The 26,252-nt window shown below is 75.0% G+C and carries 23 protein-coding genes; 15 read left to right on the plus strand and 8 right to left on the minus strand.

The genetic code is table 11. The annotated features are described in order from the left end of the window. The first annotated feature begins 55 nt into the window (after nucleotides 1-55). The 5 genes from ACIP60_RS30245 to ACIP60_RS30265 all read left to right on the plus strand — a co-directional run bounded on the left by ACIP60_RS30245 (nucleotide 56) and on the right by ACIP60_RS30265 (nucleotide 4,297). Nucleotides 56-913 carry a helix-turn-helix domain-containing protein gene (locus ACIP60_RS30245; RefSeq protein ID WP_400690277.1) on the plus strand — a complete coding sequence of 286 codons (858 nt, stop codon included), beginning with the start codon at nucleotides 56-58 and terminating at the stop codon, nucleotides 911-913. Between the two features lie 82 nt (nucleotides 914-995). After that, nucleotides 996-2,477: a 30S ribosomal protein S12 methylthiotransferase RimO gene (gene rimO / locus ACIP60_RS30250; protein WP_400690280.1), complete on the plus strand. Its 1,482-nt coding sequence runs from the start codon at nucleotides 996-998 to the stop codon at nucleotides 2,475-2,477. After that, nucleotides 2,474-3,106, plus strand: a complete 633-nt coding sequence (gene pgsA / locus ACIP60_RS30255; protein WP_400690283.1) for a CDP-diacylglycerol--glycerol-3-phosphate 3-phosphatidyltransferase — start codon at nucleotides 2,474-2,476, stop codon at nucleotides 3,104-3,106. The genes rimO and pgsA overlap by 4 nt, the downstream gene beginning before the upstream one ends. Then, nucleotides 3,099-3,611 (plus strand): CinA family protein, encoded by a 513-nt coding sequence (locus ACIP60_RS30260; protein ID WP_400690285.1) that lies wholly within the window; start codon nucleotides 3,099-3,101, stop codon nucleotides 3,609-3,611. Before pgsA ends, ACIP60_RS30260 begins: the two co-directional genes overlap by 8 nt. A 317-nt stretch (nucleotides 3,612-3,928) precedes the next feature. After that, the gene (locus ACIP60_RS30265; protein ID WP_030457965.1) at nucleotides 3,929-4,297 is read left to right on the plus strand and encodes a helix-turn-helix domain-containing protein; all 369 of its coding nucleotides are present in this window, start codon (nucleotides 3,929-3,931) and stop codon (nucleotides 4,295-4,297) included. Nucleotides 4,298-4,631: 334 nt separating this feature from the next. On the opposite strand, the gene ACIP60_RS30270 is transcribed toward ACIP60_RS30265, so the two are convergent. Next, nucleotides 4,632-9,263: an ATP-dependent helicase gene (locus tag ACIP60_RS30270; protein ID WP_400690289.1), complete on the minus strand. Its 4,632-nt coding sequence runs from the start codon at nucleotides 9,261-9,263 to the stop codon at nucleotides 4,632-4,634. A gap of 149 nt (nucleotides 9,264-9,412) precedes the next feature. Here ACIP60_RS30270 and ACIP60_RS30275 point away from each other — a divergent pair, with 149 nt between their 5' ends. From ACIP60_RS30275 to ACIP60_RS30295, 5 genes are all read left to right on the plus strand, one after another. Next, nucleotides 9,413-11,050 (plus strand): S8 family serine peptidase, encoded by a 1,638-nt coding sequence (locus ACIP60_RS30275; protein ID WP_400690291.1) that lies wholly within the window; start codon nucleotides 9,413-9,415, stop codon nucleotides 11,048-11,050. A gap of 42 nt (nucleotides 11,051-11,092) precedes the next feature. Next, a complete protein-coding gene (locus ACIP60_RS30280; RefSeq protein WP_100840424.1) occupies nucleotides 11,093-11,287 on the plus strand; it encodes a DUF3046 domain-containing protein in 195 nt (64 codons plus the stop codon). A gap of 34 nt (nucleotides 11,288-11,321) precedes the next feature. Next, nucleotides 11,322-12,755, plus strand: a complete 1,434-nt coding sequence (locus ACIP60_RS30285) for an AI-2E family transporter (RefSeq protein ID WP_400690295.1) — start codon at nucleotides 11,322-11,324, stop codon at nucleotides 12,753-12,755. 116 nt (nucleotides 12,756-12,871) lie between these two features. Continuing rightward, on the plus strand, nucleotides 12,872-13,363 hold the full coding sequence (locus tag ACIP60_RS30290; protein ID WP_400690297.1) for a SigE family RNA polymerase sigma factor: 492 nt from the start codon (nucleotides 12,872-12,874) through the stop codon (nucleotides 13,361-13,363). Between the two features lie 651 nt (nucleotides 13,364-14,014). Beyond that, nucleotides 14,015-14,278: a hypothetical protein gene (locus ACIP60_RS30295; RefSeq protein WP_400690300.1), complete on the plus strand. Its 264-nt coding sequence runs from the start codon at nucleotides 14,015-14,017 to the stop codon at nucleotides 14,276-14,278. A gap of 56 nt (nucleotides 14,279-14,334) precedes the next feature. On the opposite strand, the gene ACIP60_RS30300 is transcribed toward ACIP60_RS30295, so the two are convergent. Beyond that, a complete protein-coding gene (locus tag ACIP60_RS30300) occupies nucleotides 14,335-15,330 on the minus strand; it encodes a zinc-binding dehydrogenase (protein WP_400690302.1) in 996 nt (331 codons plus the stop codon). A gap of 49 nt (nucleotides 15,331-15,379) precedes the next feature. Here ACIP60_RS30300 and ACIP60_RS30305 point away from each other — a divergent pair, with 49 nt between their 5' ends. Next, nucleotides 15,380-15,904: a MarR family winged helix-turn-helix transcriptional regulator gene (locus ACIP60_RS30305; protein ID WP_400690305.1), complete on the plus strand. Its 525-nt coding sequence runs from the start codon at nucleotides 15,380-15,382 to the stop codon at nucleotides 15,902-15,904. A 169-nt stretch (nucleotides 15,905-16,073) separates the two neighbouring features. Here the strand turns inward: ACIP60_RS30305 and ACIP60_RS30310 are convergent, their stop codons facing one another. Beyond that, the gene (locus ACIP60_RS30310) at nucleotides 16,074-16,517 is read right to left on the minus strand and encodes a MarR family winged helix-turn-helix transcriptional regulator (RefSeq protein ID WP_400690307.1); all 444 of its coding nucleotides are present in this window, start codon (nucleotides 16,515-16,517) and stop codon (nucleotides 16,074-16,076) included. A gap of 135 nt (nucleotides 16,518-16,652) precedes the next feature. Here ACIP60_RS30310 and ACIP60_RS30315 point away from each other — a divergent pair, with 135 nt between their 5' ends. The 4 genes from ACIP60_RS30315 (at nucleotide 16,653) to rny (ending at nucleotide 20,965) form a co-directional block, all read left to right on the plus strand. Next, nucleotides 16,653-17,045, plus strand: coding sequence for a nuclear transport factor 2 family protein (locus ACIP60_RS30315; protein ID WP_400690309.1), 393 nt, complete (start codon nucleotides 16,653-16,655; stop codon nucleotides 17,043-17,045). 207 nt (nucleotides 17,046-17,252) lie between these two features. Beyond that, nucleotides 17,253-18,368 carry a recombinase RecA gene (recA, locus tag ACIP60_RS30320; protein WP_400690312.1) on the plus strand — a complete coding sequence of 372 codons (1,116 nt, stop codon included), beginning with the start codon at nucleotides 17,253-17,255 and terminating at the stop codon, nucleotides 18,366-18,368. Between the two features lie 4 nt (nucleotides 18,369-18,372). Further along, the gene (locus tag ACIP60_RS30325) at nucleotides 18,373-19,368 is read left to right on the plus strand and encodes a regulatory protein RecX (protein ID WP_400690315.1); all 996 of its coding nucleotides are present in this window, start codon (nucleotides 18,373-18,375) and stop codon (nucleotides 19,366-19,368) included. 193 nt (nucleotides 19,369-19,561) lie between these two features. Then, nucleotides 19,562-20,965, plus strand: a complete 1,404-nt coding sequence (gene rny / locus ACIP60_RS30330) for a ribonuclease Y (protein ID WP_400690318.1) — start codon at nucleotides 19,562-19,564, stop codon at nucleotides 20,963-20,965. A 64-nt stretch (nucleotides 20,966-21,029) separates the two neighbouring features. On the opposite strand, the gene ACIP60_RS30335 is transcribed toward rny, so the two are convergent. The 5 genes from ACIP60_RS30335 to ACIP60_RS30355 form a co-directional block, all read right to left on the minus strand. Beyond that, nucleotides 21,030-22,703 carry an FAD-dependent monooxygenase gene (locus tag ACIP60_RS30335; protein ID WP_400690321.1) on the minus strand — a complete coding sequence of 558 codons (1,674 nt, stop codon included), beginning with the start codon at nucleotides 22,701-22,703 and terminating at the stop codon, nucleotides 21,030-21,032. A 107-nt stretch (nucleotides 22,704-22,810) separates the two neighbouring features. Next, nucleotides 22,811-23,638: an amino acid ABC transporter permease gene (locus ACIP60_RS30340; RefSeq protein ID WP_400690324.1), complete on the minus strand. Its 828-nt coding sequence runs from the start codon at nucleotides 23,636-23,638 to the stop codon at nucleotides 22,811-22,813. Further along, nucleotides 23,635-24,285 carry an amino acid ABC transporter permease gene (locus tag ACIP60_RS30345; protein WP_100840413.1) on the minus strand — a complete coding sequence of 217 codons (651 nt, stop codon included), beginning with the start codon at nucleotides 24,283-24,285 and terminating at the stop codon, nucleotides 23,635-23,637. Before ACIP60_RS30345 ends, ACIP60_RS30340 begins: the two co-directional genes overlap by 4 nt. Before the next feature lie 40 nt (nucleotides 24,286-24,325). Further along, on the minus strand, nucleotides 24,326-25,240 hold the full coding sequence (locus ACIP60_RS30350) for a glutamate ABC transporter substrate-binding protein (RefSeq protein ID WP_400690328.1): 915 nt from the start codon (nucleotides 25,238-25,240) through the stop codon (nucleotides 24,326-24,328). A 75-nt stretch (nucleotides 25,241-25,315) separates the two neighbouring features. Then, nucleotides 25,316-26,098: an amino acid ABC transporter ATP-binding protein gene (locus ACIP60_RS30355; protein WP_400690331.1), complete on the minus strand. Its 783-nt coding sequence runs from the start codon at nucleotides 26,096-26,098 to the stop codon at nucleotides 25,316-25,318. Between the last annotated feature and the right edge of the window lie 154 nt (nucleotides 26,099-26,252).

Below are 26,252 nucleotides of genomic sequence, written 5' to 3' on the forward strand. Positions count from 1 at the left end.
CCCCACCCCTAGACTGGTGCTTCAGCAGGTGGCCTCCGCTCGAAAGGCGTGCCCAGTGACCATCGGCAAGTCCCCCCGCAGTTCCGCCCCCGACGCCTCCGCGCCCGCCGCCGCCGAGGAGCCGAGCCGTACCGCCGGCGGGCCGAGCATCGGGCGGCTGCTCGCCAGGGCCCGGATCGACGCGGGCCTGACGGTCGACCAGGTCAGCACCCGGACCAGGATCCGGGTGCCGATCGTGCACGCCATCGAGTCCGACGACTTCGACCGCTGCGGCGGCGCCTTCTACGCCCGCGGCCACCTGCGGCTGCTGGCCCGCGAGGTCGGCCTGGACGGCGAGGCGCTGGTCGCCCGCTACGACGCCGAGCACGGCGGGGCGCCCGCGCCGACCGCCGGCCAGCTGATCGACTCCGGCCCGATCAAGGTCAAGGACCACAACCGGCCGAACTGGACCGCCGCGATGGTGGTGGCGATCCTCGCCGTGGTCATGCTGATCGGCTACAACCTGGTCGGCTCCTCGTCCTCCGCCGGCGACCAGCCCGGCGCGGCCAGCGCCCCGCTGCCCTCCGGCGTCCCCGCCCCGGCCACCGCCTCCCCGTCCGCGCAGCCGCCGGCCCCCGAGAGCAGCGTCGCCGCGATCGCCGCCGCGCCCGCCGACAAGGTCACCGTCAAGCTGGTCGCCGGGTCGGACAAGAGCTGGGTCACCGCCAAGGACGGCAACGGCAAGTCGCTCTACTCCAACAACCTGGAAGCCGGCCAGGACCAGACCTTCACCGACGCCAAGAAGATCACCCTGGTGATCGGCAACGCCGGGGCCGTCCACCTGTTCGTCAACGGCAAGGACCTCGGCCCGGCCGGTCAGGACGGCCAGGTCGTGCACCTCACCTACACCCCGGGCGACCCGCAGGCGGGCTGAACCGGGACGATCCGCCCGCCGAAGCGAACCGCGCGCCCTCCGGAGGGAACTCCACCGGGGGGCGCGCGTTAATCTTGGCGTCATGCCTGAAACCCGCACTGTCGCCCTGGTCACGCTCGGATGCGCCCGCAACGAGGTCGACTCCGAGGAACTCGCCGGGCGACTGGAGGCCGACGGCTGGCGGCTGGTGGACGACGCCAGCGAGGCCGACGTCGCCGTCGTCAACACCTGCGGGTTCGTCGAGGCCGCCAAGAAGGACTCCGTCGACGCCCTGCTGGAGGCCAACGACCTCAAGGGGCACGGCCGCACCCAGGCCGTGGTCGCCGTCGGCTGCATGGCCGAGCGCTACGGCAAGGAACTCGCCGACGCCCTCCCCGAAGCCGACGGCGTGCTCGGCTTCGACGACTACGCCGACATCTCCACCCGCCTGAACACCATCCTCTCCGGCGGCCACGTCGAGGCCCACACCCCCCGCGACCGCCGCAAGCTGCTCCCGCTCACCCCGGTCGAGCGGCAGGCCGCCGCCGCCGAGATCGCGCTGCCCGGCCACGGCGCCCCCGCGGACCTCCCCGACGGCCTGGCCCCCGCCTCCGGCCCGCGCACCCTGCGCAAGCGGCTGGACGACGCCCCGGTCGCCTCGATCAAGCTCGCCTCCGGGTGCGACCGCCGCTGCTCGTTCTGCGCCATCCCGGCCTTCCGCGGCTCCTTCATCTCCCGCCGCCCCGGCGACGTGCTGGGCGAGGCCGTCTGGCTGGCCGGACAGGGCGTGCGCGAGGTGGTCCTGGTCTCCGAGAACAACACCTCCTACGGCAAGGACCTCGGCGACATCCGCCTGCTGGAGACCCTGCTGAGCGAGATCGCCGCCGTCGAGGGCATCGAGCGGGTCCGGGTCAGCTACCTCCAGCCCGCCGAGATGCGCCCCGGCCTGATCGACGTGATGACCGGGACCGACAAGGTCGTGCCCTACTTCGACCTGTCCTTCCAGCACTCCGCGCCCGCCGTGCTGCGCCGGATGCGCCGCTTCGGCTCCACCGAGCAGTTCCTCGGCCTGCTGGAGACGATCCGGGCCAAGGCCCCCGGGGCCGGCGCCCGCTCCAACTTCATCGTGGGCTTCCCCGGCGAGACCGAGGAGGACTTCGCGGAGCTGGAACGGTTCGTCACCCACGCCGGCCTCGACGCCATCGGCGTCTTCGGCTACTCCGACGAGGACGGCACCGAGGCGGCCGGCTACGACGGCAAGCTCGACCAGGACGTCGTCGATGACCGCGTCGCCCGGCTCTCCAAGCTCGCCGAGGAGCTCACCGCGCAGCGCGCCGAACAGCGGGTCGGCAGCGAGGTGACCGTGCTGGTCGAGTCGGTCGAGGACGGGGTGGTCGAGGGCCGGGCCGCCCACCAGGCCCCGGAGACCGACGGCCTGACCACCCTGCTCGGCGTCCAGGACGCGGTGGTCGGCCGGTTCTACCGGGCCACGGTGACCGGCACCGAGGGCGTCGACCTGGTCGCCGAGGCCGCCGAGGCCGTCGGGGCCGTCGAGGTCCAGCAGCTCGCCGGAGCCGACGTATGACGAAGGGGCCGGGCGCCCCGGCCGCCACCCGGCCGACCCCGGCGGCCGTCCCGCCGCAGCCCGGCGTGTGGAACATCGCCAACGTGCTGACCATGTTCCGGCTGGTGCTCGTCCCGGTCTTCGCCGCGCTGCTGTTCGCCGACGGCGGCCACGACCCGAAGTGGCGGGCCCTCGCCTGGGCGGCCTTCGCCATCGCGATGATCACCGACGTCTTCGACGGCGCGCTGGCCCGCAGCAAGGGCCTGGTCACCGACTTCGGCCGGATCGCCGACCCGATCGCCGACAAGGCGATCATGGGCACCGGCCTGATCGGCCTGTCCCTGCTCGGCGACCTGCCCTGGTGGATCACCGTGGTCATCCTGGCCCGGGAGATCGGCATCACCCTGATGCGGTTCTGGGTGATCCGCTACGCCGTCATCCCGGCCAGCCGCGGCGGCAAGGTCAAGACGCTCGCCCAGGGCACCGCGGTCGGCATGTACGTCCTGGTGCTCACCGGGCCGCTGGCCACCGCCCGGGCCGTGATGATGGGCGTCGCGGTCCTCCTCACCCTGGCCACCGGCCTCGACTACCTGCTCCAGGCCGTCCGGCTGCGCCGCGAGGGCATCGCCCGGGAGCGCCGCGGTGGGTGAGCCCGGCACCGCGGTGGGTGAGCCCGGTACCGCGGCGGCGGCCCGGGCGCTGGCCGCGCTGCGGGCCGACGGCGCCACCCTGGCCGTCGCCGAGTCCCTCACCGGCGGGCTGCTGGCCGCCGCCCTGGTCGGCGTCCCCGGGGCCTCCGCGGTCTTCCGGGGCTCGGTCACCGCGTACGCCACCGACCTCAAGTCCGCCCTGCTCGGCGTCGACGAGGGCCTGCTGGACGTGTACGGCCCGGTCCACCCCGTGGTGGCCCGGCAGATGGCCGAGGGCGTCCGCCGGCTGCTCGGCGCCGACTGGGCGCTGGCCACCACCGGCGTGGCCGGGCCCGAGCCGCAGGACGGGCAGCCGGTCGGCACCGTGTACGTGGCCCTGGCCGGACCGCCGGGAACAGAAGCGCTCCCGCTCCGGTTGTCGGGTGGGCGTGACACGATCCGGCAGGGGTCGGTGGACGCCGCGCTGGAGCTGCTGCTGCGGCGCCTGGCGTCCCGCCCCGGCTGAGCTTCGCCGAAAGACCCGGTGCGGCGGGCCGAAAACCCGGGAACCCACCGCACCCGCCGGGGGAACGTGTTACACCGGATGCTCCGGCCGGGCGGGGCCCCGCCGGGAGGCACGTCCGTCGACCCGGCGTCGACCGCGCGTCCGGAGCCGGACATCTGCCCGTCACGGGTGGTTCGACGGCCCCGGCGGGGAAGAAACAGGGAGGGGGCGCCTTGCAGCCCAGAGTGAACACGACCCCGGTCCCGGCACGGGATGCTGGCAAGGCGGTACGGTGGGGTCGTGACATCTCGATCCGCAGTCCGAGGAGGGAGGCACCGATGATTCTGCTCCGTCGCCTGCTGGGCGATGTGCTGCGTCGGCAGCGCCAGCGCCAGGGCCGCACACTCCGCGAGGTGTCGGCAGCCGCCAGGGTTTCGCTCGGGTACCTCTCCGAGGTCGAGCGGGGTCAGAAGGAGGCGTCCTCCGAGCTGCTCTCCGCCATCTGCGACGCGCTCGACGTGCGGATGTCGGAGGTCATGCGGGAGGTCAGCGACGAACTGTCGCTCGCCGAACTTGCGGCGATGGCGACACTCTCGGAGGGTGATCTGCTGAGGCCGGTGCTCGAACCGGTTCCGCTGCCGGCACCCGGCGTCGACCGGTCCGGGTCCATCTCGCCCAAGGCGGCGATGGACGTGGTGGCGGCCTGACCGGACCTCGTCCGCCCCGCCACCGCGGGGCGCCGGGTGAAGGAGGGCCACGATGCGGAGTGCGCGCAGTGCGCTGCTGCTCGGTGCGACGGCACTGGTCGGTCTGGGCCTGATACTGCTGCTGAGGGGCGGCACCGCGATACACGGCGGTGCCGCCCTCGGCATGCTCGCGGCCGGATGGTGGGGGGCCGGGCTGATCCCGGTGCACACCAGACTGGTGCCGGAACCCGGGAAACGGGGGGAGACCCCGGACGCCGGGAACCCCCCGCCGCCGGGGCCGCCCGGGGCGGGGAGCCCTCCCTCGGACGGGTGAACCGCCCGCACCCCGCCCCCGCTACCTGAGCCGGTAGCCCTTCGGGGTGGGGTGGAAACCGGCCGTTTCCAGGTGCCCGCCCAGTGGGCTGGTGAGGGCCGGATGGCCGTTGACGCGCTCGATGGTGAGCGGCCCGGCCAGCCCGGCCAGCGCCGCGGCCAACGCGGGGCCGTCGGCGGACCAGGCGAGCAGGGACTTGCCGCCGCGCTCCAGGTAGAGCACCAGCTCGCCGTCGACCAGGGCGACCAGCGAGCCCGCCTTGCGGCCGGGGCGGTGCGCGGCGGCGGTGTCCGCGGGCGGCTCGGGCCAGGGCAGGGCCGCGCCGTACGCGTTGGCCGGGTCGGCGGCGGCCAGCACCACGGCCTGCGGGGCCTGGTCGGGGGCGGCGGCCGTCCACTCGGTGGCCGCCGCCCGCTCCAGCCGGGAGCTGACCGAGCGCAGCCGGTCGGCGGCGCCGGCCATGGCGAACTGGGCGCCGCCCAGGCCCTCGACGAAGTAGCCGCGGCGGGCCTTGCCGCGCTCCTCGAACGCGGACAGCACCCGGTAGACGCCCGCGAAGCCGCCGGGCACCCGCTCGGCGGCCACGGTGCCGCGGGTCAGCACGCCGTGCCGGTCGAGCAGGGCCTGCGCCCGGGCGGCGGCCCGCACCGTCGGGTCCCCGTCGAGGGCGGGCAGCAGCGACCAGCGGCCCACGGTGGTCGGCGGGCCGGTGCGGGCCGCGGGGCGGGCCGGGCCGCGCCCCGCGCCGCCGTAGCGGCCGCGCGGGGTGGTGCGCGGTGCGCGGTGCGCGGTGGCCCCGGCGGTGCGGCCGGAGCCGAGCAGGCCGCGCAGCGGGGCCAGGGTGTCGTTGGTGACGTACCCGGCCCAGACCAAGTCCCACAGGGCGTCGGCGATCTCGGCGTCCGGGGTGCCGGGGACGCGCTCGGCGAGCTGGCGGAAGAACGCGCCGTAGCCGCCGGTGAGCGCCTCCAGCAGGGCGGTGTGCACCTGGCCCGGGGTGAGCGGCAGCGGCTCGGGGCGCAGCAGGTGGGCGTTCTCCGGCAGGTGCAGGCTGATCCAGCCGTCCTTGCCGGGCAGCGCGCCCGCGCCGGACCAGCCGATCTCGCCGGCCGCCGTCAGCTCGTCCAGCAGGGCGGGGGAGTAGTCGGCGAGCCGGGCGGGCAGCACGAGCTTCTCCAGGGCGGAGGCGGGCAGCGCGGTGCCCTGGAGCTGCTCGACCACCCGGTAGAGGCCGTCGGCGCCGCGCAGCCGGTGGCCGGCCAGGTGCTGCCACTGGGGGAGGAACGCGGCCAGCGCCCTGGCCGGGACGGCCTCCACCTCGTGGCGCAGGGCGGCCAGCGAGCGGCGGCGCAGGCGGCGCAGCACCTCGGTGTCGCACCACTCGGGGGCGGCGGCCGAGCCGTCCGGCCTGAACTCGCCCTGGACCAGGCGGCCGGCGGCGGTGAGGCGGTGCAGGGTGCCGGTGACCACGGCGGTGCCGAGGCCGAAGCGCTCGGCGGCGTCCTGTGCGGTGAACGGGCCGTGGGTGCGGGCGTGCCGGGCCAGCAGGTCGCCCAGCGGGTCCTTGACCGGCTCGGTGAACGCCTCGGGGACGCCGACCGGCAGCGGGGTGCCGAGGGCGTCGCGCAGCCGCCCGGCGTCCTCGATCGCGGCCCAGCGCAGCGCGCCGCCGATCCGGACCTGGATCGCCCGGCGGGCGGCCTCCAGCTCCAGCGCCCACAGCGGTTCGGCGCCGCGCAGGCCCAGTTCGGCCTCGGAGAGCGGGCCGAGCAGGCGCAGCGCGTCGGCGACGCCCTCGGCGTCCTTGATCCGGCGCTCGGGGGTGAGCCGCTGGAGCTCGGCCTCCAGGTCGGCGAGGACCTGCGGGTCGAGCAGTTCGCGCAGCTCGGCCTGGCCGAGCAGCTCGGACAGCAGCCGGGAGTCCAGCGCCAGGGCGGCGGCGCGGCGCTCGGCGATCGGGGAGTCGCCCTCGTACAGGAACTGGGCGACGTAGCCGAACAGCAGGGAGCGGGCGAACGGGGACGGCTCGGGGGTGGTGACCTCGACCAGCCGCACCGCGCGGGACTCCAGGTCTCCCATCAGCTCGACCAGGCCGGGCACGTCGAACACGTCCTGCAGGCACTCGCGGACGGCCTCCAGGACGATCGGGAAGGAGCCGTACTCGGCGGCCACCTCAAGGAGTTGGGAGGCGCGCTGGCGCTGCTGCCACAGCGGGGTGCGCTTGCCGGGGCTGCGGCGGGGCAGCAGCAGGGCGCGGCCGGCGCACTCGCGGAAGCGGGCGGCGAACAGGGCGGAGCCGCCGACCTGGTCGGTGACCAGCTGCTCGATCTCGGCGGCGTCGAAGACCGCGGCGTCGGCGCCGACCGGGGCCTCGTCGGCGGGCGGGGCCGCACCGGGGGGCGGGGTGGCCGAGGGGAAGTCGCCCAGCAGGTCGGCGTCCGGCAGCCGCAGCACGATGCCGTCGTCGGCGTGCATCACCTGCGGGTCCAGGCCGTGCTTCTCGCGCAGCCGGGCGCCGATGGCCAGCGCCCACGGGGCGTGCACCTGGGCGCCGAACGGGGAGTGCACGACGATCCGCCAGTCGCCGAGCTCGTCGCGGAAGCGCTCGACCACGATGGTGCGGTCGTCGGGCAGGTGGCCGCAGGCTTCGCGCTGCTCGGCGAGGTAGGCGAGCAGGTTGGCGGCGGCCCAGTCGTCCAGGCCGGCCGCGCGCAGCCGGGCGGTGGCCGCCGCCGGCTCCAGGGCGCCGAGCTCGCGGACGAACGCGCCCAGGGCGCGGCCGAGTTCGAGCGGGCGGCCGAGGGTGTCGCCCTTCCAGAACGGGAGCCGGCCGGGGACGCCGGGGGCGGGGGTGACCAGCACCTTGTCGTGGGTGATCTCCTGGATGCGCCAGGAGGTGGTGCCCAGGGTGAAGACGTCCCCCACCCGGGACTCGTAGACCATCTCCTCGTCCAGCTCCCCGACCCGGCCGCCGCCCTTCTTGCCCGCCTTCGAATCGGACCCGGCCGCGCCCGCGATGAAGACGCCGAACAGGCCGCGGTCGGGGATGGTGCCGCCGGAGGTGACGGCCAGCCGCTGGGCGCCGGGGCGGCCGGTGACGGTGCCCGCGACGCGGTCCCAGACCAGGCGGGGGCGCAGCTCGGCGAAGGCGTCGGACGGGTAGCGGCCGGCCAGCATGTCCAGGACGCCGTCGAACGCGGACCGCGGGAGGGTGGCGAACGGGGCGGCCCGGCGGCACAGCGCGAGCAGCTCGTCGACGTCCCAGACGTCCAGCGCGGTGATCGCGACCAGCTGCTGGGCCAGCACGTCCAGCGGGTTGCGCGGGACCCGCAGGGCCTCGATGGCGCCCGCCCGCATCCGCTCGGTGACCACGGCGGACTGCACCAGGTCGCCCCGGTACTTGGGGAAGAACACGCCGCTGGAGACCGCGCCGACCTGGTGCCCGGCCCGGCCGACCCGCTGCAGGCCGGAGGCCACCGAGGGCGGGGACTCGACCTGCACCACCAGGTCGACGGCGCCCATGTCGATGCCCAGCTCCAGGCTGGAGGTGGCCACCACGGCGGGCAGCCGGCCGGCCTTCAGCTCCTCCTCCACCAGCGAGCGCTGCTCCTTGGACACCGAGCCGTGGTGGGCCCGGGCCAGCAGCGGCGGGGCGCCCGCGGCCGCCCCCGAGCCGCCCATCAGCTCGGCGGGGGAGTGCGCCTCGGGCAGCGGGGCACCGGTGGCCCGCTCGTAGGCGATCTCGTTCAGCCGGTTGCACAGCCGCTCGGCCAGGCGGCGGGAGTTGGCGAACACGATGGTCGAGCGGTGCGCCTGCACCAGGTCGACGATCCGCTCCTCGACGTGCGGCCAGATCGAGCCCTGCCGCTGCTGGTCGGTCTCCTCGGCCGGGGCGGCGGGCAGGTCGGCCAGGTCCGGGACGGGGACCACCACGGACAGGTCGAAGCGCTTGTCGCCGTCGGGCTGGACGATCGCCGCGCCGCGCTGCGGGCTGAGGTAGCGGGCGACCTCCTCGACCGGGCGGACGGTGGCGGACAGGCCGATCCGGCGGGCCGGGCGCTCCAGCAGCTCGTCCAGGCGCTCCAGGCTGAGCGCCAGGTGCGCGCCGCGCTTGGTGCCGGCCACCGCGTGCACCTCGTCCAGGATCACCGTGTCGACGCCGCGCAGGGCCTCCCGGGCGGCGGAGGTGAGCAGCAGGAACAGCGACTCGGGGGTGGTGATCAGGATGTCCGGCGGCTGGGTGGCGAAGCGGCGGCGGTCGGCGGCCGGGGTGTCGCCGGAGCGGATGCCGACCCGGACCTCGGGCTCGGGCAGGCCGAGCCGGACGCTGGCCTGCCGCAGGCCGGCCAGCGGGGCCCGCAGGTTGCGCTCGACGTCGACCGCGAGTGCCTTCAGCGGGGAGACGTAGAGCACCCGGCAGCGGCGCTTCGGGTCGGCCGGGGGCGGGGTGGCGGCCAGCCGGTCCAGCGCGGAGAGGAAGGCCGCCAGCGTCTTGCCGGAGCCGGTCGGGGCGACCACCAGCACGTCCGTCCCGAGCCCGATCGCCGACCAGGCCCGGGACTGCGCCTCGGTGGGCGCGGCGAACGCTCCCGTGAACCAGGCCCGGGTGGCCGGGGCGAAGCCGTGCAGCGGGTCAGCGTCTGAGGAGGCCATGACCCCATGGTGCCCCGACACGCTGACAGGTCACGGAACGGTCACCGTCTGACCCAACCCCGTGAAGCAAATCGTACAAATCGCTCATATGGTGAGGAACCGGACCCGATCCCGGTGTCCGGCCCTGCCTGACGAGCGGAGAGCGTGCGATGGAGCAGGTGAGCCAGGCCCCCGGCAGCACCCCCGCCCCCCGTCGGCGCCGCAGCGTCCGGGTGCTCGGCGCGACGCTGCTCACCGGACTGCTGCTCGGCGGCGCCGTCCCCTACGTCACCGGCACCGGCGACACCTACCTCAGCTACCTGGTGCTGGACGAGCGCACCGACGCCCGGGGCGCCGAGCACGCCGGCGACCAGGCCCGGGCGGTCGGCGGCAAGGTCGTCCAGGACTACCCGCAGATCGGCGCGGTGCTCGCCTACGCCGGGCCCCGGTTCGCCGAGAAGCTGCGCGGACGGCCCGGGATAGCCGCCGTCGGCGCCACCCGCACCGTCCCGGTGCCCTCCCCGCCCCGGCCGCTGGCCGGCGCCGCCTTCGACACCGGCACCGGCACCGCCGCCGGCGCCCGGCCCGGCGCGCTGCCGCTCGGGGACGCGGAGCGGGCCGCCGCGCGCGGCACGACGGGCCCGGGGGCGGCCGTCGAGACGGTCGAGGGGGCCGACGACTCCACCGCCACCGTGCCCGACCCCGGCGAGCAGTCCGACTGGAACCTCGCCATGATCGGCGCCCTCGACCGCCCCGCCGGGCGGGGCGCCGCCCTGCTGCGCCCGCCGGTCGCCGACCGGGCCGGCCCGGCCTCCGCCGACCGGGCCGGCGCGCTGCCCACCGCCCAGCAGCTGTCCAAGGTCACCGTCGCCGTCCTGGACTCCGGCGTCGACGACACCCACCCCGACCTGCGGGCCGCCGTCGACCCGGCCGCCTCCGCGTCCTGCGCCGACGGCCGCCCCGACTCCCGCAGCGGCGCCTGGCGGCCCGACGACGCGATCAACGAGAGCGGCCACGGCACCCACGTCGCCGGGATCGTCGGCGCCGCCCGCGACGGCCACGGCGTCACCGGCGTCGCCCCCGGCGTGCGGATCGCCGCCGTCCGGCTGCTCGGACCGCTCGGGCAGTACTACACCGAGAACATCGTCTGCGGCATGCTCTGGGCCGCCGACCACGGCGCCCGCGCGATCAACGACAGCTACTTCGCCGACCCGTGGAAGTACAACTGCCCCGAGGACGCCGACCAGGCCGCGCTGGCCGCCGCCGTCGGCCGGGCCGTCGCCTACGCCCAGCGCAAGGGCGCCGTGGTGGTCGCCTCGGCCGGCAACGACGGCCAGGACCTGAACGCCGGACGCACCGACCAGCGCAGCCCCAACGACCGCACCACCGGCCCCCCGGACGACCGGCAGCTCGGCACCGAGTGCATCCGGCTGCCCGGCGAACTGCCCGGCGTGGTCACCGTCACCGCCGTCGACCGCAACGGCCTGCCCGCCGGGTACAGCAACTACGGGCGCGGCAAGGTCTCCGTCGCCGCCCCCGGCGGCGACCCCGACGGCGGCACCCAGGGCGCGATCGTCTCCGACTGGCCCGGCGGCCGGTACGCCGCGCTGGCCGGCACCTCGATGTCCGCCGCGCACGTCACCGGCGCGGTCGCCGTGGTCGCCGCCCAGCACCCCGACTGGAGCCCCGACCGGATCGCCGCCGCGCTGGCCCTGGCCGCCGACCGGGGCTGCACCACGACCCTGCCGCTCGGCTGCCAGGACCGCGACTTCTACGGCGCCGGCCTGCTCACCCTGCCGACGGGCTGACCACCGCCCGGGGCGGGCGGCCGGTGCCCGATACTGGGGCGCATGAGGCTGACCGAGTTCTGGCGACGGATGCACGAGCACTTCGGCGAGGCGTACGCGGAGTCCTTCGCCCAGGACCACGTGATGGGCGAGCTCGGCGGCCGCACCGTCCGGCAGGCGCTGGACGCCGGGTGGGAGGCCAAGGACGTCTGGCGGGTGGTCTGCGCCACGCAGGGGGTGTCGCCGCAACTGAGGTGAGATTATTCGCGCCGGAGTGGGTGAGACTGTCCCGGTGGCGAGCAGCGCAGAGAACCCCGACCCGACCGGCGACCCGGCCCCCGACACCGCGCCCGGCACCACGGCCCGGGCGGCCGACGCGGTGGAAGCCGCCGACACCGCGAGGGCGGGCACCGGGAGCCCGGGCGCCGAGGGGGCGGACACGGTGGCCGCCCGGCTGCTGCGCCGGGCCGAGCTCGGCGGCGGCGCGATGCCCCGCTGGCTGCCCAGGGCACTGCTGCTGGCGCTGCTCGGGGTCGGGCTGTTCCAGCTCGCCGACTGGGCCTTCCACCAGCTGATCGACCTGTTCGTGATGCTGCTGGTGGCGTTCTTCCTGTCGCTGGCGATGGAGCCCGCCGTCGACCGGATGGCCGCCCGGGGGGTGCGCCGGGGCCTCGGCACCTTCCTGGTGTTCATCGGCCTGTTCATCGCCGCCGCCGGCTTCCTGGCCTCGCTCGGCACCCTGCTGGTCGACCAGATCACCCAGATCGCCGGGAAGCTCCCGCAGCTGCTCCAGGACCTGATCAACTGGATCAACCACACCTTCCACACCGACCTGTCGCTCGACCAGCTCCAGCACCAGGTGCTCAAGGACTCCGGGACCATCGAGAAGTACGCCCAGCAGGCCGCCGACAACGTCTGGGGCGTCACCGGCACCGTCATCGGCGGGCTGTTCCAGGCGTTCACCGTCGGCCTGTTCACCTTCTACTTCACCGCCGAGGGCCCCCGGGTGCGGCGCACCGTCTGCTCGCTGCTGCCGCCCTCCAAGCAGGGCGAGGTGCTGCGGGCCTGGGAGATCGCGCTCGCCAAGACCGGCGGCTACCTCTACTCCCGGGCGCTGCTCGCGCTGATCTCCGCGCTCGCGCACTGGGCGTTCTTCGCGATCATCGGGCTGCCGTACGCCGCCGCGCTGGCCGTCTGGGTCGGCGTCATGTCGCAGTTCGTGCCGACCATCGGCACCTACCTGGCCGGCGCGCTGCCGGTCCTGGTCGGGCTGACCGTGCGGCCGGTGGACGCGCTGTGGGTACTGGCCTTCGTGACCGTCTACCAGCAGATCGAGAACTACCTGCTGCACCCGCGGATCACCGCGAAGACGGTCGACGTGCACCCCGCCGTCGCGTTCGGCGCGGTGATCGCCGGGGCCGCGCTGCTCGGCGCGGTCGGCGCGCTGATCGCCATCCCGGTCGCGGCCACCCTGCAGGGCTTCGTCGGGACGTACGTGCGCCGCTACGAGGTCGAGGACGACCCGCGGATCGACCACGGCGAGGAGCGGCGCGAACGGCGGCGGCACACCGTGCGGCGGCTGCGGCGGATGGTGTCGGGCGGCACGGGGCGCTCGGGCGGCTCCGGCGGCGCGGGTGGCTCCGACGGCGCGGGTGGTTCGGGTGCGGACGGTGCCGGTGGGGGCCGGTCGGACGGGGAGCGGCGGGAGGAACCGCCGGGGGAGTGACCGGGCGGGTGAGCGTTTCGCACCTCCTCCGGGCTCCGGACGGGTGAGGAGGTGTTCATGGGAGAAGAGACGCGGAGCGGCCCGGAGCAGGATTTCCGGGCGTTCATCGTGGGGGCGTGGCCCTGGCTGCTGCGGACGGCGTACCTGCTGACCGGCGACCGGCGACCGGCGACCGGCACGCGGCGGAGGACCTCGCGCAGTCCGCCGCGGAGCGGACCTGCGCGGCCTGGACGAAGGTCCGCCGGGCCGAGGACCCGCACAGCCACGTGCGCCGGATCATGGTCAACCAGCACGCCCGCCGCTGGCGCCGCCGGCCCCCGGAGGTGCTGGTGGAGGCCGTGCCGGACACGGCCGGGCCCGAGGACGGGTACGTCAGGTCGGACCAGCGCCGGGAGCTGATGGCGGCCCTCGCGACGCTGCCGACCCGGCAGCGGCAGGCCGTGGTGCTGCGGCACCGGGAGGACCTGAGCGACAGCCAGGCGGCAGCGGCGATGGGGTGCTCGGCCGGGGCCGTGCGCAGCCACGCCGCCAAGGGGACAGCCCGGCTGCGGGAGACCGCGGGCCTGGGGCAGTCGAAGGACATGACACGGATCGGGGGTGCGGTGTGACCGCGGGTGGCGACGGAACGCGGGGGGACGGCGAGATGTGGGTCGAGCTCCGGCTCGCCGGGGCCGCGGCGCAGGTGCCGATCGGGCCGGTCCCGGTCGAGGGCGTCGAGGCCGGGGGACGGCGGATCCGCCGGCGCCGCCGGACCGCGGTCGGCGCGCTCGCGCTGGCCTCGGTGGTGGTCCTGGGCGGCGGCGCGGCGGCCGGACTGCACGCCGGACCGGCCGGTGCGCGCACCCCGCAGTCGACCGGCCCGGCCGGCGCCGGGGGCGACGGCGGCCCGGCCGCCGCGTCCCCGTCGGCCGTGTCCTCGTCCGCGGCCCCCCGGGACCCGCTCACGCCCGTCCGGGCGGTGATCGGGCAGGGCGGTCGTCGACGGCAAGGAGTGGAAGCCCTGGGAGGCGCTCTGGCCGGTCGCCCCGCAGGAGCGGGCGTACGAGCAGGCGGTCGCGGTCTGGCAGGAGCGCAGCGCCGTCGACCCCTCGCTGGACCGGCCCACGGAGGCGTACGTCCAGCAGTACTGGCAGCCGAACGAGGACGTCGTCAACACCTACGCGACCCCGGTCGGGGTCCGGCAGAAGTACGACGAGCAGGGCGGCTACCCGGCCCCCGGGCACCTGGAGCCGGGGACGGGCACGACTTTCAGCGGCGGCATGATGGCGGCCCGGACCAAGGGCGACCACCCCGGGCCGCTGCCGGTCGCGCTCGCCGTGATGGCGTTCGGCCCGGACATCGCCAAGGTGGTGGTGACCTGGGACGACGGCACCGCCTCCGAACCGCCGCTGGTCACCGTCGGGGACTCCCCGTACCGGCGGACGGTGGTGCCGGAGCAGGGCGGGAAGCGGGCCGTGTCCTGGCAGTTCTTCGACAGGTCCGGCACCGAGGTGCCGAACGCCGGGGAGGACATGCTGAGTTGACCCCCCGCGGCCGGTGCCCCGCGGAGGCCGGGCGCCGGCCGTGCGCGGGTGGGCGGTCAGGGCAGCAGGACGGTGCGCACGCCCGGGGCCTCGGGGGCGGTCCACACCGTCTCCACGTCGGCGAGCGGCGCGGTCCGGGCGGGGACGGTGAGTCGGCCGTGGTCGATCTCCTCGATCAGGGAGGGCAGTTCGGCCAGGTAGGCGCGGGTGGAGACGGCGCCCTGGCCGTTGCCCTGGAGGCGCAGGTCGGCCGAGCGCAGCAGGACCGAGGGCAGGTCGAGCGAGGGGCCCGCCACCGAGCCGATCTGCACCCAGTCCAGCGCCCGGCTCCGGTCCGACCTGGCCCGCAGCAGGGCCGACATCGCGGCGGCGGCCGGCTCGCCCCACAGGTAGTCGAGCACCACGTCCACCTCGGCGGCGGCCTCCGCCAGGGCCGCTGCGGTGGCGTCGGCGTCGGCGGTGAGCGCGACGGTCGCGTCCGCCCCCAGGCCGGGCAGGGCCGCCAGCCGCTCCGGATCGCGGCCGGCGCCCACCACCCGGCCGGCCCCGAGGCGCCCGGCGACCTGGACCGCCATCCGCCCGGCGTTGCCGGTCGCGCCCAGCACCAGGACCGACTGCCCCGGTCGGAGCGGGACGCGGCGGCGCAGCGCCACCCAGGACGACATCGCGGGGTTCATCGCGGCCGCGATCCGCACCGGGTCCGTGCCCTCGGGCAGCGGGATGCTGCGGCGGGTGTCGATGACGGTGCGGGTGGCCATCGGGCCGACCAGGTCGTCGTCGGCGACGAAGTACACCGCGGTGCCGTCCGCGCGGCGGCCGACGCCGTCGACGCCGGGGACCAGCGGGAGCCGCCCGGTGCTGGTGTAGTGCCGCCCGGACGCGCCGGTGCGCACCCGGGGGTGCAGGCCGACGGCGAGGACGTCGACCAGCGCGTGGTCCTCGTCGGTCGGCGCCGGGAGGTCGAAGGGGCGGTAGCGGGGCGGGCGGTCGAACGAGTCGACGACGGCGGCGCGGATCTCCACGGGGTTCCTCCAGAGGTTGGTTTGTGCCACGTACCAAAAGTAGTACGTGGAGCAAACCTTTTCAACTATGATCGGGCCCATGACTTCCTCCGAGGCCGCCCGGCCCGACTCCGCCTCCGCCCCTGTTTCCGTTGCCGCCTCCGCCTCCGCCTCCGTGGCGGACCTCGGCCTGGTCGACGGGCTGGCCCAGCTCACCTTCCTCGTCCACGGCGCCCTGGCCGAGATCGCGGCCCGGCAGGAGCTGTCGATGATCCAGGTCCGGCTGCTCGGCGTGCTCCGCGACCGCGAGCCCGCCATGCGGGAGCTGGGCCGGCTGCTGGGTCTGGACAAGTCCTCGGTCACCGGCCTGGTCGACCGGGCGCAGCGCCGCGGCCTGGTGGTCCGCGAGGCCAGCGCCACCGACCGCCGCTCCTACCGGGTCTCCGCCACCCCCGCGGGGCGGGAGCTCGCGGAGCGGGTCGCGGCGGAGTTCGCCGAGCGGATCGACGCCTTCGCGGCGGCGCTGACCGGGGACGAGCGGCGCCTGCTGGCCGGACTGGCCACCCGGGTCGTCGCGGCGGACGCCCACCGGCACGGCGTCGACCTGCGGACCGGGGGGAGCTGAGCGGTCCGGCGGGTGGCGGTGGCGGTGGCGGTGGTGGGGCTCGGGCCTGGGTCAGGGGCTGCGCCTCGGTGGACGTCGAGGCGGGGCCGGGCTCCGGCGGGCGCTGAAGCGGGGCCCGGGGTCGGGCTGTCGGGCGGGGTCCGCGGCCGGGCGGGGGGTGCCGGGCGGGTCAGGCGAAGGGGCCCTCGGTGGTGAAGCGGCGCAGCTGGCGGGCGAAGTCCTCGGCCTCGCCCGGCGGCCAGTCGGCGAGGCCCTCGGTGATGCGTTCGGTCAGGCGGCGGCGGAGTTCCGCGACGGCCCGTTCGCCCTGCGGGGTCAGGACCAGCAGGTGGGCGCGGCGGTCGGCCGGGTCCGGCTCGCGGCGGATCAGGCCCGCCTCCTCCAGGCGGGAGGCCCGGCGGGTGGTGCCGGAGCGGTCCAGCCCGATCTCGGGCGCCAGGTCGGCGGCGCTGTGCGGGCCGGTGCGGGCCAGTGCGCTGAGGACCGGGTAGGTCAGCTCGTCCAGGGCCGGCCCCAGGCCCTCGGTCAGCTGCCGGTGCAGCCGGACCCGGGTGGTGCGGCGGAGCAGGACGCCGAGTGCTTCGGCGATGGCGGTGCCCGTGTCGTTCTCCATGCCCACCAGATTAGCGTGCGCGGCGCACGCTTTTTCGGCCCAGATGCGTGCGCCGCGCACGCATCTGGGCTAGAGTCCTGGAAGAAGCGTGCGCCGCGCACGCATTTCGATCCGCATCGACGGAAGGACCCCGCCATGACCCGCACCGGCATCGAGGCCGCGCTCACCGACCTCCTGCTCGACCGCGACCTCACCGTCGCCGAGGCCGCCGACCGCCACTTCACCCCCGACTACCGCCAGCGCACCGACGGCGAGTGGGCCGACCGCGCGCAGTTCGTCGACCACATCGCGCACCTGCGCGGCGTCGTCGCCGGGGGCCGGTTCGAGGTCCACGAGGAGCTGCGCGACGGCGACCGCTACGCGGACCGGCACACCGCGCACCTGGTCAAGACCGACGGCTCCACCGTGAGCATGGAGGTCTACGTGTTCGCCGACCTGGCGGCGGACGGCCGGTTCCGCCGGATCGAGGAGACCACCCTGCTGCTGGAGGGGGCCGAGGCCGACCGGGGCATGGGCAGCGCCCGCTGAGTCGGTGCGGGTCCGCGCCGCGCCGCACCGGGCGGCGCGGCCCCGGAACGGGCGGGTGAGGTGCGACACTGGAATCGAACAGATGTTCTTTGTACTCTTCGGCGCGGAGTTTTCCACAGGCCGAGCCCGTCCGGGGCCGATTGTCGGTGGGACGCGCTAGCGTCGGTGACGATGAAGCGCACAGGACAGAACCCGAGGGTGGAAGCCATGGCAGGAACGGACCGCGAGAAGGCCCTTGAGGCCGCACTCGCCCAAATCGAGCGACAGTTCGGCAAGGGCTCGGTGATGCGCCTCGGCGAGAAGGCGAACGAGCCGGTCGAGGTGATCTCCACCGGATCCACCGCCCTCGACGTGGCGCTCGGCGTGGGCGGCATCCCGCGCGGCCGGGTGGTCGAGATCTACGGCCCCGAGTCCTCCGGCAAGACCACCCTGACCCTGCACATCGCCGCCAACGCGCAGCGGGCCGGCGGCACCGTCGCCTTCGTCGACGCCGAGCACGCGCTCGACCCCGAGTACGCCAAGAAGCTCGGCGTGGACACCGACGCCCTGCTGGTCAGCCAGCCGGACACCGGCGAGCAGGCGCTGGAGATCACCGACATGCTGATCCGCTCCGGCGCGATCGACCTGGTGATCATCGACTCGGTGGCCGCGCTGGTGCCGCGCGCCGAGATCGAGGGCGAGATGGGCGACTCGCACGTCGGCCTCCAGGCCCGGCTGATGAGCCAGGCGCTGCGGAAGATCGCCGGTGCGCTGAACCAGTCGAACACCACCGCGATCTTCATCAACCAGTTGCGCGAGAAGATCGGCGTGATGTTCGGCTCGCCGGAGACCACCACCGGTGGGCGCGCGCTCAAGTTCTACGCCTCGGTCCGCCTCGACATCCGGCGGATCGAGACCCTGAAGGACGGCACCGACGCGGTCGGCAACCGCACCCGCGTCAAGGTGGTCAAGAACAAGGTCGCCGCGCCGTTCAAGCAGGCCGAGTTCGACATCCTCTACGGCGTCGGCATCAGCCGCGAGGGCGGCCTGATCGACATGGGCGTGGAGCACGGCTTCATCCGGAAGTCCGGCGCCTGGTACACCTACGAGGGCGACCAGCTCGGCCAGGGCAAGGAGAACGCCCGCAACTTCCTGCGCGACAACCCGCAGCTGGCCGACGAGATCGAGGCCAAGATCAAGGGCAAGCTGGGCATCGGCCCGAAGCCGCCCGTCGCCGAGGGCGAGGGCGAGGCTCCCGCGGCGGAGGTCCCGGCCGTGGTCCCGGCCGCGGCGGCCCCCGCGAAGGCCGCGGCCAAGAAGACGGCGGCCGCTGCCAAGAGCTGATCCGTTGACACGCCACCAGCAGCACGACCACCCGGCACCGGGTCCGTCCGAGGACGGGCCCGGTGCGGGCGTTCCCGGGGACGCCGGCGACCACGGGAGCGGGGACGGCCCGCCGGACTGGTTCGCGGCCGTCGCGGGGGAAGAGGAGGAGCCGGCGCCGGAGTCGGACGGCCCGCCGGACTGGTTCGCGGCGGCGGCCGGGGAACCGGCCGCTCCGGTGGGGGAGTTGCCCGGGCTGGTGCGGGCGTCCGAGCTGCCCGGGGGCAGGCGGCGACGGCGCAGCGCGCTGGGGGAGCTGCCGGCCGCGGAGCCGGTGGCGGCGGAGCGGCCGCGGGCCCGGCGGCGCACCAAGGCCGAACGCGGGGAGACCGGGCGCGGCGAGACCGAACGCGCGGAGACCGGGCGCGGGGAGGGCGAACGGACCGGCGGCGACGGGGAGTCGCGGTCGGGACGGCGCGGGCGGGCGCGGGCCGTCGAGCCGGTCGGCGATCCGGCGGACCGGGCCCGGGACATCTGCCTACGGCTGCTCACCGGGGCCGCCAAGTCCCGCAAGCAGCTGGCCGACGCGCTGCGCCGCAAGGAGATCCCGGACGAGGTGGCCGAGCAGGTGCTGTCCCGGTTGGAGGAGGTCGGGCTGATCGACGACGCCGCCTTCGCCGAAGCCTGGGTGGAGTCCCGGCACGCGGTGCGCGGGCTGTCCCGGCGGGCGCTGGCCCAGGAGTTGCGGACCAAGGGCGTCGTCGGGGAGGCCGCCGAGCGGGCCCTGCTCCAGGTGGACGCCGAGGACGAGTCGGAGGCCGCCCGGGCGCTGGTGGCCCGGAAGTTGCGCTCCACCGCCGGGCTGGACCGGGGCGTCCGGACCCGGCGGCTGGTCGGGGTGCTGGCCCGGCGCGGCTACGCCGAGGGCCTGGCGTTCCGGGTGGTCCGGGAGGCGCTGGACGCGGAAGGCGCCGACGGTGCGGAGGAGGGTGCGGAGGACTGGGCGGACGCGGACGACTGACCACGGGCGCGGGGCGCGGGACGCGGGGCGAGATGTGGTGCGGTGCGATGTGATGACCGGTGATCAGATCGCCGGAGCCAATTCTCGATCGCATCTTGACCGTTTCGTAACCTCGGCCTAGCCTCACACTCAGTGGCAGGACGATCGCGGAGGTCGCCTCGGCGGTAGCGTGAGCAGGACGGGGAGTGGCCGGATGGGCATCGCTCAGGGCACCGAAACGGGTTCCTCCCTGCTGCTGGCGGCCGGAGTGCTGATCGGCGCCCTGGTGCTGGTGCTGGCCGCCGGGTTCCTGATGCTCCGGCAGCGCCGGGCCGAACTCGACCGCCGCGAGGAGCGGTTGACCTCCGAACTGCACCGCCTGCACGCGCACGAGGACGAACTCGCCGCCCGCGCCGCCGACGCCGAGCGGGTGCGCGACGAACTCGCCGGCCAGGCGGTGGAGAACCGCCTGCTGCTGGAGCGCACCGCCGGGCTGACCGCCGCCCAGGCCCGCGAGGAGATCGTCCGGGCCGCCGAGTCGGAGGCCCGCCGGGAAGCCGCGCTGAGCGTCCGGGAGATCGAGCGGCGGGCGGTCACCGAGGGCGAGGGCCGGGCCCGGGAGATCATCGCCTCGTCCGTCCAGCGGCTGGCCGCCGAGCACACCGCCGACACCGTGGTCACCACCCTGCGGCTGCCCAGCGAGGACATGAAGGGCCGGGTGATCGGGCGCGAGGGCCGCAACATCCGCGCCTTCGAGGCCGTCACCGGCGTCAACCTGATCGTCGACGACACCCCCGGCCTGGTGCAGCTCTCCTGCTTCGACCCGGTCCGCCGGGAGAGCGCCCGGCTCACCCTGGAGGCGCTGCTGGTCGACGGGCGGATCCACCCGGCGCGGATCGAGGAGGCGCACGAGCGCAGCCGGGTCGAGGTCGAGCGGCTCTGCGTCCGGGCCGGGGAGGACGCGCTGCTCACCGTCGGGATCGGCGCGAGCGGCGAGATGTCGCCCGAACTGGTCCGCACGCTGGGCACGTTGCGCTACCGCACCTCGTACGGGCAGAACGTGCTCGGGCACCTGGTGGAGTCCGCGCACCTGGCCGGGATGATGGCCGCGGAGCTCGGCGTCGACCCCGAACAGGTGCGCCGGGCCGCGCTGCTGCACGACATCGGCAAGGCGCTCAGCCACCGGGTGCCGGGCAGCCACGCCGCGATCGGCGCGGAGTTCGCCCGGCGGCACGGCGAGGCGGAGGAGGTCGTGCACGCGATAGCGGCGCACCACGGCGAGATCGAGGCGAAGACCGTCGAGGCGGTGCTCACCCAGGCCGCCGACGCCTGCTCGGCCGGGCGGCCGGGCGCGCGCAAGGAGTCGGTGGAGGCGTACGTCCGCCGGCTGGAGCGGCTGGAGGAGATCGCCCGGGCGCACGAGGGCGTCACCAAGGTCTACGCGATGCAGGCCGGCCGGGAGGTCCGGGTCATGGTGCAGCCGGAGGCGGTGGACGACCTGCGGGCGCAGGAGATCGCCAAGGAGGTCGCCCGGCAGGTCCGGGAGGAACTGACCTACCCGGGGCAGATCCGGATCACGGTGGTGCGGGAGTCGCGGGCGACCGAGGTCGCCCGCTAGGACCCGTCTTCGAACCCCCCGTCTTCGAACCCCCGCGGTCGGACCCCGGCGCGGGGGAGGCCGGTCAGCCCTTGGTCGGTTCCTGCTCCAGGCCCGGCTTGGGGGTGAGCGGGGCGGTCAGGGCGTGCAGGGTCTCGGGCTGGAGGCCGGGGGTGGTGCCCAGCAGGTGGCCGTCGGGGCGGATCAGCAGGACGGTGTGCGGGGTGGCGCCGGGGTAGCCGTCGGTGACCAGGACCTCGGTGGGGACGGGGAGGGCGGCGGCGAGTTCGGCCAGGCGGGGCATCAGGCCGGCGCCGAGCCAGTGCTCGGCGGACCAGACGGTGGTGCCGGGGGCGACCAGGACCAGCAGGAACGGGCCGCCGAGGCGGGCCCGGAGGGTGTCCGCGGCGCCGTCGGCGGTGACCACCGGGAGGTCGGGGACCAGGACGCCGGGGGCGGTGGCCGGGAGCTGCTCGGTGAGCGCGGTGCCGCGGCCGGCGCCGCGCTGCTCGGGGACGCGGGGGGCGACGCCGGAGGGCGCGGCCGGGTAGGCGGGGGCGCCGCCGAAGCGGCCGGTGCCGAGCTGGCCGTCGGCGAGCAGCGGAGCGTGCTTGCGGAAGGAGCCGGAGATCAGCGCGCGCCGGGTCTCGGCCCAGCCGCGCAGCGGGCGCAGCAGCGGCATGCTCTGGTCGACGGCGCGCAGCCGGGCGCCGACCGCGCCGCGGCGCTCGGCCTCGTAGCCGTCCAGCAGGGCGCGGTCGGCGCGCTCGGTGCCGGGGGGCAGGTGCCAGGCGAGGGCGAGCCGCCAGGCGAGGTTGTCGGCGTCGCGCAGGCCGTCGGCGAGGTTCTGCATGCCGAGGGCGCCGTGCAGGTGGGCGGCGTCGCCGGCGAGGAAGCAGCGGCCGGTGCGGAACCGGCCGGCCAGCCGCTGCTGGTAGGTGTGGTCGGCGGCGGCCAGCAGCTGGTGGGGCGGGAGTTCGCCGCACCAGCCGGTGAGCGCGGCGGTGACCCGGGTGAGCAGGGTGTCGCCGGTGACGATGCCGGGCCAGGTGGCGTGCGGGTCGACGGGCTCGGTGGGCTGGGGGCGGCCGGGGGGCAGCCGCCAGTCGAGCCGCCACAGGCCGTCGGGCAGCGGGCGGGCGGAGGCCTCGCGGTCGCCGCGCCACGGGGGTTCGCGGTGCAGCCGGGCCTCGCCGGGGAAGGGCAGGTCGACCCGGACGGTGGCGACGGCGTGCCGGTCGACGGCGGGCCGGCCGGGGAAGCGGACCTTGAGCAGCTTGCGGACGGTGGAGCGGGCGCCGTCGCAGCCGACCAGGTGGCTGCCGTGCCACCAGGCCTCCTCCCCGGCGGAGGTGGTGCGGACCGTCACCCCGTCGCGGTCCTGGGCGAGTTCGACCACCCGGTGGCGCGGCAGCAGGCGGATCAGCGGGGTGGCGGCGACGGCGTCGCGCAGGCCGCGCTGGAGGCGGTGCTGGGCGAGGTGCAGCACGGGTTCGGCGTCCAGCGGCAGGCGCAGCACCTCGGCGCGGCGGCGCCAGACGGTGAAGGCGTCCCAGCGGGCGGCGTCGGAGACCACCCGGGTGTAGCCGATCCGGGCCAGGAAGGCGGCGGTGTCGCCGCCGAGCACGACGGTGCGGGGGCTCTCCGGGCTCACGCCGGTGCCCTCGTCCAGGACGGTGCTGGGCACGTCGTTGCGGGCCAGGGCGAGGGCCAGGGCGAGACCGACCGGCCCGGCCCCGACGATGATCACCGCGTCCATGTCGGGGCCTTCGGGCGGGCGGCCGCGGCCGCCGGTGCGTCATATGCCGGGTGGGAGGTCCCAGGTGGTGTCACGAAGAGCAATGCAACAGATCACCTGGGTGTCCGTCAAGCAGCGGACGTGCGGCGGGGCTTCGCGCCGCGACGGCCGCGGGACTCGATCCAGCGGGCCAGGCCGCCGAGGGCGAGGCACATGGCGATGTAGATCGGGGTGATCACCAGGACGACCGGGATGTACGGGTAGCCGTCGGAGTTGGAGGCGATCAGCTTGCCCACGTACAGCAGCTCGGGGTAGGTGATGATGTAGCCGAGCGAGGTGTCCTTGAGGGTGACGACCAGCTGGCCGATGATCGCGGGCAGCATGGTCCGGACCGCCTGCGGGACGAGCACCAGGCTCATCACCTGGGTCTTGCGCAGGCCCAGGGCGTGGGCCGCCTCGGACTGGCCGCGCGGGACGGCGTTGATGCCGGAGCGGATGATCTCGGCCTGCACGGCGCCGTTGTAGAGGACCAGGCCGATGACCAGGCCCCACATCGGCCGGGCGGTGAACACCGCCTGGTAGAGCGCGAAGATCATGATCACCAGCGGCATGGCCCGGAAGAACTGGACCACCGCGGTGCACACCGCCCGCACCGGGCGGTGGTCGGACAGCCGCCCGACCGCGAGCAGGGAGCCGAGCACCAGCGAGCCGACCGCGGCCAGGCCGAAGGCCTTCAGGGTGGCCAGGACGCCGTCGAGGATGCGCTGCTGGACGGCGGTGTACTGGAAGGAGTCCCACAGCCAGCCGTCGAACTGGCCCTGGTCGGCCAGGGTGGAGACGACCCACCAGAGCAGGGCGGCGATGCCGAGCGCGCCGAGCGCGCCGAGCAGCAGGTAGCGCCGCCGGGCCCGCGGGCCGGGGACGTCGTACAGGACGGAGGCGGTGCGGGTGCTCATCGGGTCACCGCCGTGCGCCGCTCCAGGGCGGAGACGACCGTGCCGATCGCGAAGCTGATCACCAGGTAGGCCAGGGCCACCCAGAAGAAGATGGCGAAGATGGCGTACCCCTTCTCGGTCAGGGTCTTCTGCACGCTGAACAGCTCGAACACGTTGAAGGCGCCGGCGATGGCCGAGTTGCGGGGCAGCGCGATGAACACCGAGCCCATCGGCGCGGTCACCGCCCGGGCCGCCTGCGGCAGCACCACCAGGCCGAGGGTCTGGCCGAAGCCCATGCCCAGCGAGCGGGCGGCCTCGGCCTGGCCCAGCGGCACCGTGTTGATGCCCGCGCGCAGCACCTCGCAGACGAAGCTGCCGGTGTAGACGCTGAGCGCGGCCACGGCGGCGGTGAAGCTGCTGATGTGCACGTCCAGCCGCGGCAGCACGAAGGTCACCGCGAAGAACAGCAGGGTCAGCGGGGTGTTGCGGAAGATCGTCACCCAGGTGCCGCCGAAGGCCCGCAGCACCGGGACCGGCGAGACGCGGAAGGCCGCCAGCATGAAGCCCAGCAGCAGGGCGAACAGGGCACTGAGCGCGCTCAGTTCGAGCGTTCCCAGGAACCCGCGGACGAACAGCGAGAAGTTGCCGTCCTCGAACGGTATGCCCATGCCGGCGGCCCTCCTTTCTCGGTATCGGTCGGGTCGGGCGTCAGGCGGTCGGGTCCAGCGCGGGGACGGACGGCGCGGCCGAGCCGGACAGGCCCAGGGTGGCGTCGTACGCCTTCTTCCAGTCGCCGTTGTCCTCGTGCTTCTTGAGGGCGTCGTTGATCGCCTTCTGCAGCACCGCGTCGCCCTTCTTCAGGCCGACGCCGTAGCGCTCGGTGGAGAACGGCTCGCCGACGACCTTGAGCTTGCCCTGGTTCTTCGCGGCGTAGCCCTTGAGGATCGCGTCGTCGGTGGTGACCGCGTCGACCTCCTTGGTGAGCAGCTTCTCCACGCAGAGCGAGTAGCTCTCGAAGGTGGTGACCTTGGCGCCGTACTTGTTGATGTTGTCGACCGAGGTCGAACCGGTGACGGTGCAGACCGCCTTGCCGCTGGTCGACTTCGCGTCGGTGATGGAGGTGTCGTCCTTGTTCACCAGCAGCGACTGGCCGGCGATGTAGTACGGGCCGGCGAAGTCGATCTGCTTCTTGCGGTTGTCGTTGATCGAGTAGGTGCCGACGTAGTAGTCGATCTGGTCGCCGGCGATCGAGGTCTCGCGGGCGCTGGAGTTGATCGTGGTGAACTCGACCTGGTCCGCGGAGAAGCCGAGGTCGGCGGCGATCATCTTGGCGATCTCGATGTCGAAGCCGTTGCGCTTGCCGGTCTGCACGTCCTCGAAGCCGAGGAACGGCTGGTCCGACTTGGCGCCGATGCGGAGCTTGCCGCTCGCCTTGGCCTTGGTCCACACCGGCGAGCCGTCCAGCTTGGCGTCGGCGTTCACCTGGTAGGTCGGCAGCTGGGGGGCGGCCGAGCCGCCCTTCCCGCCGGCGTCCGAGTTCGGGGTGCCGTCCTTGCCGCAGGCCGCGACCGCGGTCAGGGCGAGCACGGACAGGGCGGCGGCTACGGTACGACGGGCCTTCATGCGGTCGTTCTCTCCTCGGTAGGGGCCATCGCTGGCTCCGGGCAAATGCGAACTGACGCTAGATCAATGTCGGACTCAGTGGTGCAGGATCTTCGAGAGGAAGTCCTTGGCGCGGTCGCTGCGCGGCGCGGTGAAGAACGCCTCCGGGGTGTTCTCCTCCACGATCCGGCCGTCCGCCATGAACAGGACGCGGTTGGCGGCCGAGCGCGCGAAGCCCATCTCGTGGGTCACCACCACCATGGTCATGCCCTTGGCGGCGAGCGAACGCATCACCTCCAGCACCTCGTTGACCATCTCCGGGTCGAGGGCCGAGGTCGGCTCGTCGAACAGCATCACCTTCGGGTCCATCGCCAGCGCGCGGGCGATCGCCACCCGCTGCTGCTGGCCGCCGGACAGCTGGGCGGGGTACTTGTCGGCCTGCGCGCCGACGCCGACCCGCTCCAGCAGCTCGCGGGCGGTCCGCTCGGCCTGCGCCTTCGGCACCCGGCCGACCTTCACCTGGGCGAGCACCACGTTCTGCAGCACCGTCTTGTGCGCGAACAGGTTGAAGGACTGGAACACCATGCCGACCTGGGCGCGCAGCCGGGCCAGCTCGCGGCCCTCGGCGGGCAGCGGGCGGCCGTCCACCTCGATCGTGCCGGAGTCGATGGTCTCCAGCCGGTTGATGGTGCGGCACAGCGTGGACTTGCCGGAACCGGACGGGCCGATCAGCACCACGACCTCGCCCTGGGCGATCTCCAGGTCGACGTCCTGCAGCACGTGCAGCGCGCCGAAGTGCTTGTTCACCCCGCGCAGCGCCACCAGCGGGGCGGCCCCGCCGCCTTCCGGCTCGGGCAGCCCGGCACTGTTCTCGGTCATCGCGGCTCGCTCCCTCGTCCTCCGAACCCGGGCCAACTCGCAAGGGCCGCAGAGCCGGTGATGGTCCGTCTGATGTCCGGGGGCCGGAGCCGGCGGAGCCCACGACCCCCGGACGGGGTGACTTTAGGCAGGTACACGACCCCTCGTCAGCCGA

The organism is Kitasatospora sp. NPDC088783, from assembly GCF_044750705.1.
In the GTDB taxonomy this organism is placed as follows: Bacteria; Actinomycetota; Actinomycetes; order Streptomycetales; family Streptomycetaceae; genus Kitasatospora; species Kitasatospora fiedleri.